This window comes from Micromonospora sp. KC207 (assembly GCF_004348615.1).
Taxonomy (GTDB): domain Bacteria; phylum Actinomycetota; class Actinomycetes; order Mycobacteriales; family Micromonosporaceae; genus Micromonospora.
Genome location: NZ_SMKJ01000159.1, coordinates 1 through 16,161 on the forward strand (window position 1 = coordinate 1; position 16,161 = coordinate 16,161).

General features: G+C 73.9%; 10 protein-coding genes. 6 read left to right on the forward strand and 4 right to left on the reverse strand.

Features of this window, described 5'->3' with window-relative positions; all coding sequences use genetic code 11:
• A partial coding sequence (locus E1258_RS19730; RefSeq protein WP_132403368.1) for a YncE family protein occupies nt 1-1,149 on the forward strand: 1,149 nt, incomplete at its 5' end.
• A 62-nt stretch (nt 1,150-1,211) separates the two neighbouring features.
• Here E1258_RS19730 and E1258_RS19735 read toward each other — a convergent pair.
• Both E1258_RS19735 and E1258_RS19740 read right to left on the reverse strand, forming a co-directional pair.
• Nucleotides 1,212-2,006, reverse strand: a complete 795-nt coding sequence (locus E1258_RS19735; protein WP_132403371.1) for a trypsin-like serine protease — start codon at nt 2,004-2,006, stop codon at nt 1,212-1,214.
• 126 nt (nt 2,007-2,132) lie between these two features.
• Nucleotides 2,133-4,739: a CHAT domain-containing tetratricopeptide repeat protein gene (locus E1258_RS19740; protein WP_132403374.1), complete on the reverse strand. Its 2,607-nt coding sequence runs from the start codon at nt 4,737-4,739 to the stop codon at nt 2,133-2,135.
• Nucleotides 4,740-4,922: 183 nt separating this feature from the next.
• Here E1258_RS19740 and E1258_RS19745 point away from each other — a divergent pair, with 183 nt between their 5' ends.
• The 3 genes from E1258_RS19745 to E1258_RS19755 are packed head-to-tail and all read left to right on the forward strand — an operon-like array spanning nt 4,923 to nt 7,333.
• On the forward strand, nt 4,923-6,233 hold the full coding sequence (locus E1258_RS19745) for a S8/S53 family peptidase (protein WP_243715571.1): 1,311 nt from the start codon (nt 4,923-4,925) through the stop codon (nt 6,231-6,233).
• A gap of 28 nt (nt 6,234-6,261) precedes the next feature.
• Nucleotides 6,262-6,894, forward strand: a complete 633-nt coding sequence (locus tag E1258_RS19750) for an RNA polymerase sigma factor (protein WP_132403376.1) — start codon at nt 6,262-6,264, stop codon at nt 6,892-6,894.
• A complete protein-coding gene (locus E1258_RS19755) occupies nt 6,869-7,333 on the forward strand; it encodes a hypothetical protein (RefSeq protein ID WP_132403379.1) in 465 nt (154 codons plus the stop codon). Before E1258_RS19750 ends, E1258_RS19755 begins: the two co-directional genes overlap by 26 nt.
• Nucleotides 7,334-7,382: 49 nt before the next feature.
• Here the strand turns inward: E1258_RS19755 and E1258_RS19760 are convergent, their stop codons facing one another.
• Nucleotides 7,383-12,836, reverse strand: coding sequence for a carboxyl transferase domain-containing protein (locus E1258_RS19760; protein ID WP_132403382.1), 5,454 nt, complete (start codon nt 12,834-12,836; stop codon nt 7,383-7,385).
• Nucleotides 12,837-13,133: 297 nt separating this feature from the next.
• A complete protein-coding gene (locus E1258_RS19765; protein WP_243715572.1) occupies nt 13,134-13,496 on the reverse strand; it encodes a hypothetical protein in 363 nt (120 codons plus the stop codon).
• Nucleotides 13,497-13,621: 125 nt separating this feature from the next.
• Here E1258_RS19765 and E1258_RS19770 point away from each other — a divergent pair, with 125 nt between their 5' ends.
• Nucleotides 13,622-14,242: an L-threonylcarbamoyladenylate synthase gene (locus tag E1258_RS19770; protein ID WP_132403388.1), complete on the forward strand. Its 621-nt coding sequence runs from the start codon at nt 13,622-13,624 to the stop codon at nt 14,240-14,242.
• A gap of 107 nt (nt 14,243-14,349) precedes the next feature.
• Entirely contained in the window at nt 14,350-15,915 is a 1,566-nt protein-coding gene (locus E1258_RS19775; protein ID WP_132403391.1) for a WD40 repeat domain-containing protein, read from the forward strand.
• Nucleotides 15,916-16,161 lie beyond the last annotated feature (246 nt).

The following is a 16,161-nucleotide window of genomic DNA, read 5'->3' on the forward strand; positions in this document are numbered from 1 at the left end:
GCCCTGGAGGAGGTGATGTTCGTCGGCAACAACTGGGAGGGCACCGTCGACGTGATTCGCTCCCGAGGCGACTACGCCCGCATCGGCCGGCTCAACGTCGTGCCCGACAAGCAGCAGCGACTCTGGGAGATCTACCTCAACCCCATCAAGCTCGCCTTTTACCTGGGCATCCAGCAGGGCCCCGGCGAGGGGCACGACCAACTCGTCGACGACATGTACACCACGCCGGACGGGACCGCGCTGGTGGCGTCCCGGCCCAGCTTCGCCGACGTCGTCTCGATCGACCTGCGCACCGGCGCGGTCCGCTGGCGGTTCCCGGTCTCCGGGTTCCGCTCCGACCACATGGCCGTATCCCCGGACGGCACCCGCGTCGCGGTGTCGGCGTCCACCTCGGACACCGTGCACGTGCTCGACATCAACACCGGCAAGCAGGTGGGCTCGTTCGGCACCGGCGACACCCCGCACGAGAACATCTTCACCGGCGGAGGCCGGTACATCTGGAACATGTCCATTGGGGACGTCAACACCTCGCTGGACGCCCCGTCGCAGGACTGGACCAAGGGCGATCGCAAGATCACCATCGCCGACACGACCACCTTCGCCAAGGTGAAGGAGATCGACATGCGGCCCCGGCTGGACGCGTTCGGCCGCAGCGACCTCTCCGACGCCGTCCGGCCGGCGGTCCTCACCCCCGACGAGGGCAGGCTCTACTTCCAGGTGTCGTTCTTCAACGGCTTCGTGGAGTACGACGTGGCCAGCGACCGGGTCACCCGGGTCGCCACGCTGCCGAAGAACCCGAACACCACCGAGGACCGCACGAAGTGGGTCAACGACTCGCGGCACCACGGCATGTCGATCAGCCCGGACGGGGCGAAGCTCTGCGTCGCCGGAACGATGGACGACTACACCACGATCGTCGACCGGGCCACCCTCGCCCCGGGACCGTTGGTCACGGCCAGCAAGCCGTACTGGGCGACGGTGAGCGGCGACGGCCGCGACTGCGTCATCTCGGAGTCGGGCGCCGACCAGGTCACCGCGATCAGCTTCGCCACCGGTCAGAAGGTGGTCAGTGTGCCCGTCGGCGACCACCCGCAGCGGATCCGGATCGGGCACCTGCCCGCCGGCTGGACGCCACCGGCCGCCCGGTAGTGCCCTCGCGCGGGTGCGGCCCGGCCGGTGATCCGGCCGGGCCGCACCCGTCTGCCGCCCGGTCAGCCGCCGAGGCTGGCCGCGGCCGAGGCGATCGCGGAGGCGAAGTAGCTCACCTGGGTGTAGACGCCCGGGTAGTTGGGACGGGCGCAGCCGATGCCCCAGCTGACGATGCCGACCTGGATCCAGGCGTTGCTGGCGTCGCGGCGGAACATCGGGCCGCCCGAGTCGCCCTGGCAGGTGTCCGTGCCACCGGCCGCGTACCCGGCGCAGATCTCCTCGGCGGGAATGATGTCGCCGCCGTAGTTGGCGCTGCACACGGAGTCGCTGACGAACGGCACGGTGGCCTTGAGCAGGTAACGCTGCTGCGCGCCGCCCTCCCGCGCCGCACCCCAGCCGGCGACGGTGAAGGTGCCGCTGTCGTACGCGTCGGAGGTGGCGATCGGCAGCGTCGCCAGGTTGGTGACCGGGGTGGCCAGGCGGATCAGCGCCCAGTCCTTGCCGGAGCCGTTGTAGCCCGGCGCGCGGTAGACGTAGTTGGACCGGACGGTGATCCGGCTGGCCGACTGGAGGTCGACCACGCCGAGCGTGGCGGTGATGCTGGTGTTGGCGCCGGTGCGGCTGACGCAGTGCGCGGCGGTCAGAACCAGGGTGGGGCTGTAGAGCGAGCCGCCACAGCCCATGGAGAGCCGCACCATGAAGGGGAACTCGCCCTGTGCGGCGGGGGTGCCGCCGACGACGTACGGGCTGACCGTGGCATCGCCCGCGACGGCGGGTGCGGTGAGGGTGAGGCTGCCCGCGGTCACCGCGGCCAGCGCGGTGGCCAACAGGCCGGTGAGGGTGCGCCAACGAACCATGTGTTCCTCCGCATCATCAGCGGCGGGCCGGGGGTGACACGCCGCGTTCGGATGACGGGAATAATATTCATGATTGTCGATTACCAATCATCCTCGCCTGGTCATACGACGGCGGTATCGCCGCAGTCAGCCGGCGCCGAAGCAGACGAACGCCGCCGCCGTGGCCGCGGCGGAACCGTCGCCCGTCGCGACGAATGCGGCCTGCGCGTCGGCGAGGGCCCGCGCCGGCCGGGCGCCGGCCCGCATCCGCCGGTGCAGGTCGAGCATGAGCGCGGTGGTGGGCTCGGCCGGCACGGGCAGCACGGTGGCCACCAGGCAGCGGGCGCCCCGGGCCAGCAGCACCGCCGTGAAGCCCATGACCTCGTCGCCGGGGCGCACCCCGGACAACCCCGAGTCGCAGGCGGACAGCACCACGCAGCCCGGCGGCCGGGGCAGCCGCTCCAGCTCGTAGGCGAGCAGCGGCCCGTCGGCCAGTTCGAGGCGGGAAAAGAGCGGATTGTCGGCCCGGAACGTGCCGTGCGCGGCGATGTGGGCCAGCGCCGCCCCGTCCAGCGCGGCGGTCAGCGCGCCGGCCGTGGCGTCCGCCCCGGTGAACAGGCGGGCACCGGGCAGCACGCCCTCGAGCTGGCGTACCTCGGTCTCCGCCGCCGCAAGGCGCGGACCCGCCGCCAGCACCGGCGGGCCCTCCGGCGTGGCCCGGCGGTCCGCGCTCAGCCAGGCCGTGGCCGAGGGGGCGACGGTGACCGGCCGGCCGGCGCAGCTCGGCAGGCCGGACCACGGGACCGCGTGCAGGGCCCCGATCGGGACGATGACCAGGGGACGGTCGCCCAGGTGCCGGCGCAACGGTTCGAACAGCTGCCGGTCCAGCGCCGCCGCCGCGTGCGCCACGCCGGCCCGCACGGCGGCCGAGTCACCGGTGGTGACCAGCCGGCGCAGGCCGAACCGGAGCAGCCGGGCCCGATTCGCCGCCTCGGCGAGCGGGCCGAGGTCGTGCAGCGTCGCCCGGCCGTCGCGGACCAGCACCGCCCGCAGCCGGTCCCCGTGCGCCACCAGCTCGACCAGCGCGCGCACACCGAGCCGCCCGGCCAGCGTCGCCACGCCGGGCGGGGACGCCACGGCCCCGCCGCCGGGCACCCGGCGGGACAGGTCGCGGATGCGCTGTTCCAGCCGGGTCTGCCGGCCCCGCAGCGCGTGCACCGGCCGGCCAGCCAGCAGGGCGTCCTCCAGCAGGCTGCTGACCAGCCGCAGCTCGGTGAGCGCGGCGAACAGGTCCGGGTCGGCCGGCGGCAGCGCCGCCCGGGCCCGCACCGCGCTGGCCCGCCACCGCTCCGCCCAGGCCAGGACCCCCGCCGGGGCAGCGGACCGGACCGCGATGTCCAGCCCCTCGGCGGCCAACTCCTGCCCGTACGCCCCGCTGTGCGCCCGCAGCTCGGTGGCCCCGAGCGAGGCCCGGTGGCTGTCCAGCACGGCCAGCCCCCGCCGCAGCGCCCGCGCCGCCGCGCGGTCGTCCCCGGCGAGGCGGTGCGACAGCGCCAGGGCGTACCACCCCTGAGCCCGGGCGGGCGCGGTGCCCCGCCGCCGGGCGCGGGCCGCCGCGTCCAGCAGACTCGCCGCGCGGTCGGCGCGGCCCAGCGCGGCGGCCAGCCGGCCGGCGTCGATCCGGGTGGTCAGCGCCGGACCGGGCCAGCCGGTGGCGTCGAGCTGGCCGGCGGTACGCACCAACGCCGTGAGCAGGGTCGCCGATCGGGTGCCCCGGCGGAACTCGGCACGCAGCTCGACGTGGCGGGCGAAGGCGGCCCAGGTGCGGCGGCCCTGGCGGCGGAACCGGGCCCGCGCCTGGGCGGCCGTGTCGGTGGCGGTGTCCAGGTCACCGGCGAGCAGCGCGGCCCGGGCCCGGGCCAGCAGCGCCTCGGCGAGGTCGGAGGCCATCCCCCGGCGGTTCAGTTCCCGCACGGCCACGCCGGCGACCTCGACGGCCTCGTCCACCAGGGGCACCGACAGCAGCAGCTCGAAGCGGTCCAGCAGCAACGCCGGCCGGGGCACGGCGAGGCGGCGATACTCCTGTTCGACCTCGGCGAAGCAGCGCAGCGCCCCCACGGTGTCGCCGCGCTGACCGGCCGCGATGCCCAGGTTCCAGCGGGCGTCGGCGGCGGCGAGGTCCAGCCCGAGCCCTTCGAAGATGGCCGCCGACCGGGCGAGGTCGTCGTCACGGCCCCGCGCGCCCCGGTGGGCGTTGAGCAGGCCACGGTTGTTGCGGGCCCTCGCCTCCAGCAGCGGGTCGCCCTCGCGCTGGGCGATCTCGACCGCGAGGGAATAGTCGCGCACCGCCTCGTCGTACCGGCCGCGGTAGTGCAGCACCACGCCCCGCTGCATCCGGGCCCGCCCGGCGTCGGCACCGGTGAGCTGCGGCAGCGCGGCGGTCACGGCCCGCAGGGCCGCAGCGGTGCGGCCGGCGTTGGCCAGCACGTAGCCGAGGCTCATCCGGGCCAACGCCCGCGCCCGGGGCGTGCTGGCGGCCCGTTCCGCCCGGCGCAGGTGACGCAACGCCCCGGGCAGGTCGTTGAGTTCCCGCAGGGCCAGGCCGATCGCCCGTTCGGCGGTGGACCGCTCGTCACCGGCGACGTGACCGTTGGCGAGCACCCGCTGCGCGATCGCGATCGCCTCGTGGGGATAGCGTTGCACGGCGTCGAGCGCGGACTGGGCCGTGCCGGCGGAACCGGCGCTGTCGGCCATGCCAGACAGCGTTCCCGATGAGCCGTCCACCGTCAATCCGGGGCCGGGCAGTGGAATTTGCAGGCATTAGACGAACCGTTCATACAATTGACTTTCAACTATGCTTTGGAAGAATCGACAGCGCCCCGAAGTGCTGTCGCACCGGGACACCGACCGCGCAATTCGCGACCGCCTGGAGGACCGGTGCTTCCTGACCGCCCCCGCACGCCACTGTCCACCGGCCGGCTGTCCCGGCGGGGGCTGCTGGCACTGGCCGCGTGCGCCACGGCGGTGCCGCTCGGCAGCGGGCTGCGGCCGGCCGCCGCGGCGGCCGAGGGCGCGGACGACGACGCCTACCAGAAGGCGTTCTCCACCGCGCTGGCCGCCGACCCGGACGTGCGGCGGTACACCGCGTCGGGCCGGGAGTTCCTCTACCGTCCCCGGCAGTTGCTCGCCGCCGACGCCGACGCCCAGCGGGTCTTCTCCTGGCTGCGCTCACGCGGCCACCAGGTGACCGTGGGGGCCGGCTTCGCCGGCGTCACCCGGCTGCTGTTCGCCAAGGAAACCGACGTCCCCGCAGTGGTGACGGCGCTGCGCGACCCGAGGCAGTGGCCCGGCCAGAAGGTCCCCGTGGTGCAGCCCCACCACGTGCTGCTGGGCCTGGGCAACATCATGGGCAACCCTGGCAGTCCGCCCCGGGCCACGGCCGCGCTGCCGCCGCCGGACCCGGCTCGCCTCGGCGAGGGGGCCGGGGTCACCGTCGGGGTCTGCGACACCGGGATCTGGCAGCAGGCGGGCGCCTGGCACCCCCAGTGGCTCGGCGAAAGCTACCTGCCGGAGCCCGACGACGTGGACGCCCTGTACGTCTCCGGCACCACGCTGGCCACGCAGGGTGGGCACGGCACCTTCGTCGCCGGGGTCATCCGGCAGGCCGCGCCGGGGGTCCGGGTGGACCCCGAGCAGGCGTTGAACCCCACCGGCGTCGGCGACGAGGCGATGCTGGTGGCGGCCATGGCCCGCCTCGGGCCGCAGGTGTCCGTGGTCAACCTGTCCCTCGGCGGTTTCACCCAGGACGACGTACCCCCGCTGCCGCTGGTCAACGCCGTGGCCGCGCTGCCGCCCCAGAGCGCCGTAGTGGCCGCCGCGGGCAACGCCGGCAGCAGCCGCCCCTCCTGGCCGGCCGCCCTGGAGCGGGTGCTGGCCGTGGCGGCGGTGTGCCGCGACGGTGGAATCTTCGTGCCGGCATCCTACAGCGGCTTCGGCCCGTGGGTCGACGCCTGCGCCCTCGGCGAGCGCGACAGCACCTACGTCGAGGGTCAACTGCCGCTGCCGGGACGACCGACCCAGGTGTTCCACGGCTTCGCCACGTGGGGGGGCAGCTCGTTCGCCACGGGGTACGTGTCCGGTAGGCTCGCCGCGATGATGACCGCCGGTGGCCTGAGCGCCGACGCGGCACGGCTCGCGCTGTTGGCCAACCCCCGCTGGCATCCCGACTACGGGGTGCTCGTCGCATGAGCCGCGCGACGGGCGATGGGGAGGCGCGGTGAGCGACGCGACGGCGGCCCGCCTGGTGGCGGCGGCTGCGGGCGGGGACGAGGCGGCGTGGACCGAACTCGTACGCCGCTACACGCCGCTGGTGGTGGCGGTGATCCGGGCCCACGGGATGAGCCGGGCCGACGCCGCCGACGTCAACCAGACCGTCTGGCTGCGCCTGGTGGAGCGGCTCGACCAGGTGCGGGACCCGGAGGCGCTGGCTGCCTGGCTGGCCACCACGACCCGCCGGGAGTGCTACCGGCTGTCCCGCCTCGACCGCCGCAGCCGGCCCGTCGACCCGTACGACGACGCACTCGACGTCCGTAACGGGTCGCTGATGGACGCGGCGGCGCCCGACGAGGCGCTGCTGCGGGCCGAGCGGCGACAGGCGCTGCGGGAGGGCTTCGCGCAACTCCCGTCCCGCTGCCAGGAGCTGCTGGCCCTGCTGACGGCCGACCCGCCGGTCAGCTACCGGGAGATCGGCGAACGGCTGGGCATGCCGGTGGGCAGCATCGGCCCGACCCAGGCACGTTGCCTACGCAAGCTGCGCACCTGCCGAGCGCTCGCCCCGTTCCTCGGGGCGCGCCGTGGCGTCGAGACGAGCGGGGGTGAACGCGATGGCGCCGTGGCCGCCGGCCGATGACGACGCCCTGACCGTGGAGCTGGGCGCCGCGCTGTGGGACACCGGGCCGGTCCCGGAGGAGTTCCTGACCGCGGCGCGGGCGGCGTTCGCCTGGCGGACGGTCGACGCCGAGCTGGCGGTCGCCGAGCTGATGTTCGACTCGGCGTGCGACGCCGAGCCGGCCGGTCTGACCCGCTCGGGCGGCTCCGCGCGCACCCTGTCGTTCCGCAGCGGGCAGGTGGTGCTGGAGATCGAGGTGACGGAGGCCGGCATCATCGGTCAGCTCTTCCCGCCCCGGGGCGGCCGGGTCACCGCCCGGACGGCCACCGGCCCGTACGACGAGTCGCCGGTCGACGAGGTGGGCTTCTTCTCGCTGGGCGCGCCCCCGTCGGGTCCGGTCCGGCTGTCCGCCCGCGCCGACGGGTACGCGGTCGCCACCGACTGGGTCAGCCTGGGCTAGCAGCCCGGTCGGCCGGTGCCCGTGGGCACCGGCCGACCGGAAGTGCCGTTCAGCGCGCGCCGGACTCGATGGCCTCGATGATCCGGGGTCGCAGCTCCGCGGCGCGGATGACGGCGTCGACGGAGCCGACCTCGACCGCCCGCCGGATGTTGTGCACCCGGTCGAACTCGGCTGCCACCTCGCCGAGCTTCTCCGCCCTGACCGACGAGCGCAGCTCGTCCAGTTCCGCGGTCAACGCGGCGCGGTCGGTGCCGGAGGCGGCCGCGACGCGGGCCTCCAGGTTCCGCACGCGCGGGTCGGCGGCGGTGCGGGCGTTGACGTCGCCGGAGAACACCACGGCGGCGGCGGGGGCGCCGCCGAGCACCGAGGCGAACGAGCCCTCCAGCGCGAGCACGGTCATGTTCGGGTTCAGCGCCTTCGAGAAGACCACGAACGCGCCGCCGTGGTATCGCGAGATCACGCAGAACACGATCGGCCCCCGGAAGTTCACGATCGCCCGGCCGATCTCGGCGCCGTACTCCAGCTGGAGCTTGCGCATCGACTCCGGCGAGCCGTCGAAGCCGGACAGGTTCGCCAGCACGACGAGGGGCCGGTTGCCGCTGGCCGCGTTGATCGCCCGCGCGGCCTTCTTCGACGAGCGCGGGAACAGCGTGCCCGCGGTGTAGGTGTCCGGGCCGTCGGTGGGCGGGAAGCCGCGCCGGGGCACTGACCGCGACTCGATGCCGAGCAGGCACACCGGCATGCCGCCGAGGTGCACGTCCTGCACCACCGCGGTCTCCGCGTCGGCCATGCCCGCCCAGCGTTCCAGCACCGGGTGGTCCTGGTCGGACAGTGCCCGCATGACGCTGCGGATGTCGAACGGCTTCTTGCGGTCCGGGTTGGCCTCGGCGGAGAAGATCTCGCCGACCGTGGTGAAGTCGCTGCCCGCCATGACGTGCGGGAAGTCGGAGATGTCGCGGTCGACGGGGTCGGTCGTGGTCGCCCGACGCGGCGCCGACTCGCCGGGCGCGACGTACGTGTGGTCGTAGTGCGCCATCAGCACGTCCCGCGCGGCGGTCAGGTTCGGTGCCCAGTACTGGGCCTGCCCGTTCGGGCCCATCACCCGGTCGTAGCCGCCGATGCCGAAGTTGTCCTCCGCCGAGACGCCGCCGGAGAAGTCGAGCGACTGCTTGCCCGTGAGCACCATCGCCGAGTCCGGCGTCATCACCAGGACGCCCTTGGTGTGCATGAGCATCGTCGCCTCGGCGTTCCAGTACGGCTGCGCGCCGACGTTGATGCCCGCGACCACGATGTTGATCTCGCCGCCGTCCTGGGTGAACTCGACGATCCGCTTGAGCGCCGCGGCCACCCAGTCCATGTTCTCGGTGCCGGAGTCCATGGAGATCCGCGCGCCGGAAGACAGCGCGTACCACTCCAGCGGCACCCGCATCCGCTCGGCCAGGTCCAGCGCCGCGATCACGCGCCGGCACTCCGGCTCCGACAGCGCGCCGAGGGACTTCGTCGGGTCGCCGAGCAGCACGACCCGGGTGACGCCCTCCGGGTACCGGGCGGTCCGGGTGGTGACCACGCCCGCGACGATCGCCGCCGTGTTGCGGCCCCGGGGCCGGTCGACCGGCACCAGCGCGTGCCGCTCGTCGAGGTCGTGCTCGACGAACTCGCCGAGCAGGCCGGTCAGCTCGTACGGGTAGACCGTGTTGCGGCTGGCGGCCCGCAGCACCTTCTGCCGGTACTCGTCGAGCGGCTCGACCGGCTCGTCCGACGGCTCACCGACGGTCAGCTCCCAGCCGCCGGTGGCGTCGAACGAGACCCGCACGGCGATCTTGGTCAGCTCGCCGGTGTCCCGGTCGTGCTGCCGCGCGATGAACAGGATCTCCTCAAGCCCCGCGCCAGCGGTCGTCGGGAGCACCCGCCCGGCGATCGTCTCCAGCTCCGCGCGGGTGATGTCGCTCGGCGGCCAGACGTAGACCACGATCCGGTTGGTGTTGACCCGCTTGCTCGACGGCCGCCGCGACTGCGCGCGCCGGATCGAGTCGAGGCAGGCGGCGACGGTGTCCTCGGCCGTCGGCAGGGCCACCAGTCGGCCGTCGTGCTCGCGCAGCTCGGTCAGGTCGCGCACCTGGGCGAACGCGACGAGGCGCTCGTCCGACGGGTTCTCCCGCGCCACACACCGGAAGAGGTAGACCTCCTCGTCCGACGACGGCAACCGGGTGAGGTCGAACTTGCGCAGCCGCTCCAGCTGCATCCGCTGCGCGATGTACGGGTGCAGGAAGCGGACCAGCCGCTCCTCGACCATCCCGGCGGTCGACGGGCGGAACGTGAAGTGGTGGTGCATCACCGCGCCGCTGCGGCCGGCGACGGTGGCGGTGATCCGGCGGACCTGGTTCGGCAGCGGGTACGCGCCGACGACCTCGGACAGCGCCGCCGCCATCGCCTCGGAGTCCTCGGGCTGCCGCTCCCAGGCCAGGTAGATGTCGGCGTCGACGGCGTCCTCGCCGCCGGCCAGCTCCGCGAGCCCGCGCAGCGCGTCGCCCAGCGCCTCGAACCGCACCGCGGCGGAGACCACCCGCGAGTCCGCGCGCTCGGCGACCACGAACGTGCAGCCCGCGACCTCGCTGGTACGCACGCCGGTGAGGCCCTTGTTGCCGTAGTACCGCCGGGTCAGCACCTCCAGCATGACCGCGTTGTCCAGATGGTCGCGGACGAGCCGCTGGCCGAGCAGCCGCACCAGCGGCTCGGTGCTGCGTACCATCTCGGCGACGCGCTCGGCGCGGTCCGGCGCGTCCGGGTGCGCGTCGAGGTGGCGCAGGTGCCGACGCACGGCCGCGTAGACGCGGGCCCGGTTGCGGCGCAGCAACGGCTGGCCGAGCCAGGCGAACACCACCCCGCGGGCGAGGTCGGCGACCACGGGGAAGCGGACCTGCGTCGCGGCCACCAACCGCTCCAGCGCGAGGCCGGCGGGCTCGCGCAGCACCTCGTCCGGCGGTGGCTCCCGCAGCCACTCGCGCAGCAACGTCGCGACGACCGTGGCGTCGGCGGACGCGCGCTGCAGGGCGAGGAAGATCCGGAACACCGCGGCCTCGAGCGCGGGCGTACGCTCCAGCTCGGTGACGCCGTAGTGCCCGAGGGCCTTGGCGAGCTTGGCCTGGAACGTCTCCGGCAGCCCGGCCCGCTCGACGTCGAGGCACTGGAGGTAGGTGTGGAAGTACTCGCGGGCGCTGAACACGTGGCCGTCGCCGTCCTCGCCCGCCGGCCGGTTGCGGCTCAGCTCGGCGAGGTCGGCGAACACGTCGACGAGCCCGAACTCCTCGGCCAGCGGCCGGTAGCCGTCCTCGGTGGCCGCCCGGCGCGCCGCGAGGTAGCCGTCGAGCACCCGGCGGTCGTCGTGCGGGTCGACGTCGAAGCCCAGCAGCAGGCTGCGCAGGTCCTCCTGGCCGCGCGTGGTGCGCTCGCGCGGCGGGATCGGCGCGGGGGCGGCGGGCAGGTCCAGCTCGACGGCCCCGGCGGCCGAGGTGTCCTCGGCCTCGGTGTCGTCGGCGAGGGGCTCCAGCCGCAGCAGCGGCGCGCCGGTCTCCACCTGGCTGCCGACGGAGACGGCGCATTCCTTCAGCCGCGCCCGGAACGGCGCCCGTAGCACCGTCTCCATCTTCATGCTCTCCAGCACCAGCACCGGCGCGCCCGCCTCGACCTCGGCGCCGACCTCCAGCGGCGTGGCGACGACCAGCGCGGGCGCGGGCGAGCGGACGACGCCGCCCTCGTCGCGGCTGACGCGGTGCGTCACGCCGTCCACCTCGACCAGGTGCACCGGCCCGTGGGTGCCGGTGAGCAGGCGGTACCGGGCACCGTTGACGACGATCTGCCCGGTGTGCCGATCGAAGCGGTCGAGCTCGACGTCGGCGGTGCGCACGCCGTCGCCCGCCTCGATGCCGACCCGGAAGCGGTGCGCGCCTACCCTCGCGACGCGCACCCGGTAGCCGACGCCGCGCAGCTTGAGGTCCAGCGGCCGGCCGCTGGCGTGCTGCACCTGCGGGCGTCCGCCGAACGCCGTCGACAGCAGCCGCTGCCGCTCGACACGTTCCTCCTCCTCGTACGCCTCGATGGCGGCGGCGGCCAGCGCGACGGCGGAGTGCCGGTGCGTCACGAGCCGGCCCTCGCCGCGGACGCGGTCGATCCAGCCGGTGTCCGCGCTGGCGTCGATCACCTCGGGCTGGTCGAGCAGGTCCAGCACGAAGCTCTTGTTCGTCGCGCCGCCCTCGATGATCACCGTGGTCTCCGCCATGGCGCGGCGCAGCCGGCCGAGCGCCTCGTCGCGGTCCCGGCCGTACGCGATGATCTTCGCGATCATCGAGTCGAAGTCGGCGGGGATGGTGTCGCCCTCGCTGACGCCGGTGTCCACGCGGATGCCCGGCCCGGCGGGCAGGTCCAACCGCGCGATGCGGCCCGGGGAGGGTGCGAAGTCGCGGTCGGGGTCCTCGGCGTTGAGCCGGGCCTCGACGGCGTGCCCGCGCTCGGCCGGCGGCTCGCCGTCGAGCCGACCGCCCGAGGCCACGTGAAGCTGCGCCTTGACCAGATCGAACCCGCAGGTCACCTCGGTGATCGGGTGCTCGACCTGGAGCCGGGTGTTGACCTCCAGGAACGCGAAGAGCCGGTCGCCGGGGTGGTAGAGGAACTCGACGGTGGCGGCGCCACGATAACCGACCGCGACGGCGAGCCGCTCGGCCGACGCCTTGAGTTCGGCGGCCTGCGCGGCGCTGAGCACCGGCGACGCCGACTCCTCGATGACCTTCTGGTTGCGCCGCTGCACCGAGCAGTCGCGCACGCCGAGCGCCCATGCGGTGACGCCGTCGGCGATCACCTGGACCTCGACGTGCCGGGCACCGGTGACCAAACGCTCCAGGAACACCACGCCGCTGCCGAACGCGCGCGCCGCCTCCTGGCTGGTGCGCTCGTAGGCGTCGGCGAGTTCGTCGGAGTTGGTGACCACCCGGATGCCGCGCCCCCCGCCGCCCGCGGTCGCCTTGAGCATCAGCGGGTAGCCGATCTCGGCCGCGGCGACCAGGGCGGCGTCGAGGGTCTCGACCGCGCCGCGGCTCCACGGCGCGACCGGCACGCCGACCTCCTCGGCGATCAGCTTCGCGCCGATCTTGTCGCCGAGCTTGCGCATGGCGTCCGCGCTCGGCCCGACGAAGGTGACGCCGACCCGCTCGCACAGCTCCGCGAACGCCGGGTCCTCCGCGACGAAGCCCCAGCCGACCCACGCCGCGTCGGCCCCGGTTTCCACCAGCGCGCGTTCGAGGGCCTTCAGATCGAGGTACGGGCGCGCGGACGCGGGACCGAGGTCGTAGGTCAGGTCGGCCTCGCGGACGAAGGTGGCCGTGCGATCGACGTCGGTGTGCAGGGCGACGGTTTCGATCCGTGTCCCGGTCTCGGCGGCCAGGTCCCGGACGGCGTGGATGAGCCGCATCGCGGCCTCCCCACGGTTGACGATGGCGACACGACTGAACACCGACCCAGCCCTCCTGTAGACCGACGACGGGCGCGCGCGACACTGCGGCCCCGGCAGTGCCCACCCTTCCGTGTACCGGCGGGCAGCGCCATGTCGCAGACAGCGCAGGCTACGCGGCCGACGTTGTAGGAAACCACCAAAGACCGTTGGCCGCACACGCCTAAGCAGGGCACTCACCGACGGCACCCGGGGAACGACGGCCACGGCCCGGGGACGGCGCACAAGGCCGAACGCGCTGCGGGCCACCGCCGCGCCCGCACGGCAGCCTTGGCGCCGGCGGCGGGTTCCCCGCCGGTGTCACCGCAGCCGGCGACGCCCGCCCAGCCAGTCCCGGGCCGGTCGCGTGTTGAGAGACCAGAGCACCCAGGCCAGCAGCCCCACCCCGACGATCGTGATCGCGCCGAAGAGGCCGAGCGAGGCCACGGCGAACAGCCCGGACAGCGCGTACGCCGGGTAGGCCGCCCACGGCCGGCGGGCCGACAGACTCCCCGCCACCAGCGCACACGCGGCTGCCATGGTGGCGAAGAACAACGCGGCGCCGAGCGACCCGCCCTCGACCAGCAGCCGGTGCACCGTCGCCAGGGCGAACAGCAGCGTCAGGACCGCGAAGGCGAGCACGGTGACCCGCACGGAGCCGGGCATCGATGCAGGACGCAGCATGTCTCCGTGTCCGCCCCCACGGGGCGATCGAACGACCATGGGAACAACGATGACCGTCTACCTTTAAGCCAATCGAACACTGTCAGGAATACGACAGGGCCCGCCATGGGCCTAAGCTTCCGCCCATGGCGAAGTACCTCGACGTGCACCCGGACAACCCGCAGCCCCGCACCATCGGTCAGGTGGCCGACCTCATCCGCCGGGACGGCCTGATCGCCTACCCCACGGACTCCTGCTTCGCCCTGGGCTGCCGGCTCGGCAACAAGAACGGCTTGGACCGGATCCGGGAGATCCGCCACCTCGACACCGGCCACCACTTCACCCTGGTCTGCCACGACTTCGCGCAGCTCGGCCAGTTCGTGCACCTCGGCAACGCCGTCTTCCGCGCAGTCAAGGCGGCGACCCCCGGCAGCTACACCTTCATCCTGCCCGCCACGAAGGAGGTGCCGCGCCGGCTGCTGCACCCGAGGAAGAAGACGGTCGGCGTCCGCATCCCCGCGCACACCGTCGCTCAGGCGCTGCTCGCCGAGCTGGGCGAGCCCCTGCTGTCGAGCACCCTGCTGCTGCCCGGCGACGACGAACCCATGACCCAGGGCTGGGAGATCAAGGAACGCCTCGACCACGTCGTCGACGCGGTCCTCGACTCGGGCGACTGCGGCACCGAACCCACCACGGTGGTCGACTTCTCCGACGGCGAACCCGAGATCGTCCGCGTCGGCGCCGGGGACCCGTCCCGCTTCGAGTAGTCCCGGGCCGCCACCGGCGTGGCATCCACTTGACACAATCGGACCCGCATCCGCTCGACCATCATGGAACCCCGGCCCGGCCGGGCCGGGGCACTGCGAGGTCATTGATGGCACGACTCCTTCTGGTGACAGCCGCGACGCTGCTCCTGCTGGTCGCGGTGCGCTGGACACAACCGGGCGCCCTGCGGGTCGACGGGTTCTGGCCGCTGGCGGCGACCGCGGTCGTGACGGCGGTCGGCGCGGTCCTCACCCTGCGGCTGGCCCGGATCGTCTTCAGCCGGGTGGCGCCGTGGGTCCGTGGCGTGGGCTCGACCGCCGTCGCGTTCGTCCTGCTGGCCGCGTTCACCGGCGAGTTCGGTCCGTCCGCGACCGTGGTCGCGGTGCTCGTTGCGCTGTCGCTGCTGTTCTCGTTGCTCCGTGGCGGCGCCGGCGCGCTGCGCGCGGAACCGTTCCCCCCGGACGTCCTCGCCGTGGCCCTGGTCGTCGGACGGTTCGCGGTGCCCGCGCTCTGGTATCTCGCCGCCGTCGCGGTGGTCCCCGGGGTGCAGTCGGCGCACCGATGGCCCGGCGCGCTGCTCGGCGGCGTCGTCGCGGGCGGCACGCTGCTCGTCGGCACCATGCTGACGTTCACCAGGCCCTGGCACGCCGCCGCGACGCCGGTGACGGTGGACGGCCGCCCCCTGGCCGCGTACGGCGGAATCGGACACCTCGTCGGGATCGGCGACCCGGCCGCCGGCGAGGACCTGCGGACGATGGGCTCCTCCGGCGTGCTCATCGACCTCGCGGGCATCTTTCCGGACCCGCTGCCCGAAACGCTGGGCCGGCAGCTCAGCCGGCTCACCCCCGGTTTGGTCCGGGCCGTCTGTGCGATCGAGACGCCCCGGCGCACGCTGCTCGCCTCCGCCGGGTACGGCGAGGCCGTGCACCTGTGGAACCCGGCGACCGGGGAGGCGGTGCACGCCCTCGCCGGTCACCTGGGACCCGTGAACGCTCTGTGCGCCGTGCCCGCCGGCGGGACGGTCCTGCTCGCATCCGGCGGAGGCGACCGCGGGATACGCCTCTGGGATCCCGAGACCGGCCGGCAGGTCGGGCTGATCGGGTACGGCGTGGCCGCGGCGGTCCAGGCGTTGTGCACCGTCGCGGGCGAGGACGGGGTCATCCTCGCCGCCGCGTACGCCGACGGGGCCGTGCGGCTGTGGGATCCCGCCGAGGGACGACCGGTTCTCCAGATGAGTGCCCACGGCAGCAACGTCAACGCCCTCTGCGCGGTCACCGTGGACGGCGTCGTCCGGCTCGCGTCGGCCGCCACCGACGGCACCGTACGCCTGTGGAACCTCGACACCGGTGCGGCCCTCGGTTCCTTCGACGACGGCTCACCCAGGTACGCGCTCTGTCCGGTGACGGTGGACGGTGAGGTGCTCGTCGCGGCGGCCGGCGACGGCGTCGGTATCTCGCTGTTCGATCCGGTGACGATGACGCGCCGGGGGTCACTGGGCACGGGGCCGCTGCTGCAGATGCTGCTGAACCCCAGGCCGACCGGCTGGATCCGATCCATGTGCCAGGTCGGCAGCAGCGACGACCCGTTCCTGATGTTCGCCGGGTACGACCGCGCCGTCGGGCAGATTCGGCTGCGGCCGGCACTGCGTTCCCTGTCCGAACCAGAGAGCGCCTGATCACGGCGGCACCGCCCTGCGGCCTGCCGGGGCCGCAGGGCGGTGCCGCATTTCCGGGTTCCTGGAAACGGTTCGGGGTCACCCCCACAAGGATGACCCTGAAACCGCAACCCACAACCACGCAGTCGAGGGCCACCCCCATTGGGGCAGCCCTCGACCGGAAAGAATGTCCGGCGGTGTCCTACTCTCCCACACCCTCCCGAGTGCAGTACCATCGGCGCTGGAGGGCTTAGCTTCCGGGTTCGG

Coding starts and splice junctions, on each gene's coding strand:
- E1258_RS19735 (WP_132403371.1), bottom strand. CDS start 2,006: ATGGTTCGTTGGCGCACCCTCACCGGCCTGTTGGCCACCGCGCTGGCC.
- E1258_RS19740 (WP_132403374.1), bottom strand. CDS start 4,739: ATGGCCGACAGCGCCGGTTCCGCCGGCACGGCCCAGTCCGCGCTCGAC.
- E1258_RS19755 (WP_132403379.1), top strand. CDS start 6,869: ATGGCGCCGTGGCCGCCGGCCGATGACGACGCCCTGACCGTGGAGCTG.
- E1258_RS19765 (WP_243715572.1), bottom strand. CDS start 13,496: ATGCTGCGTCCTGCATCGATGCCCGGCTCCGTGCGGGTCACCGTGCTC.
- E1258_RS19770 (WP_132403388.1), top strand. CDS start 13,622: ATGGCGAAGTACCTCGACGTGCACCCGGACAACCCGCAGCCCCGCACC.
- E1258_RS19775 (WP_132403391.1), top strand. CDS start 14,350: ATGGCACGACTCCTTCTGGTGACAGCCGCGACGCTGCTCCTGCTGGTC.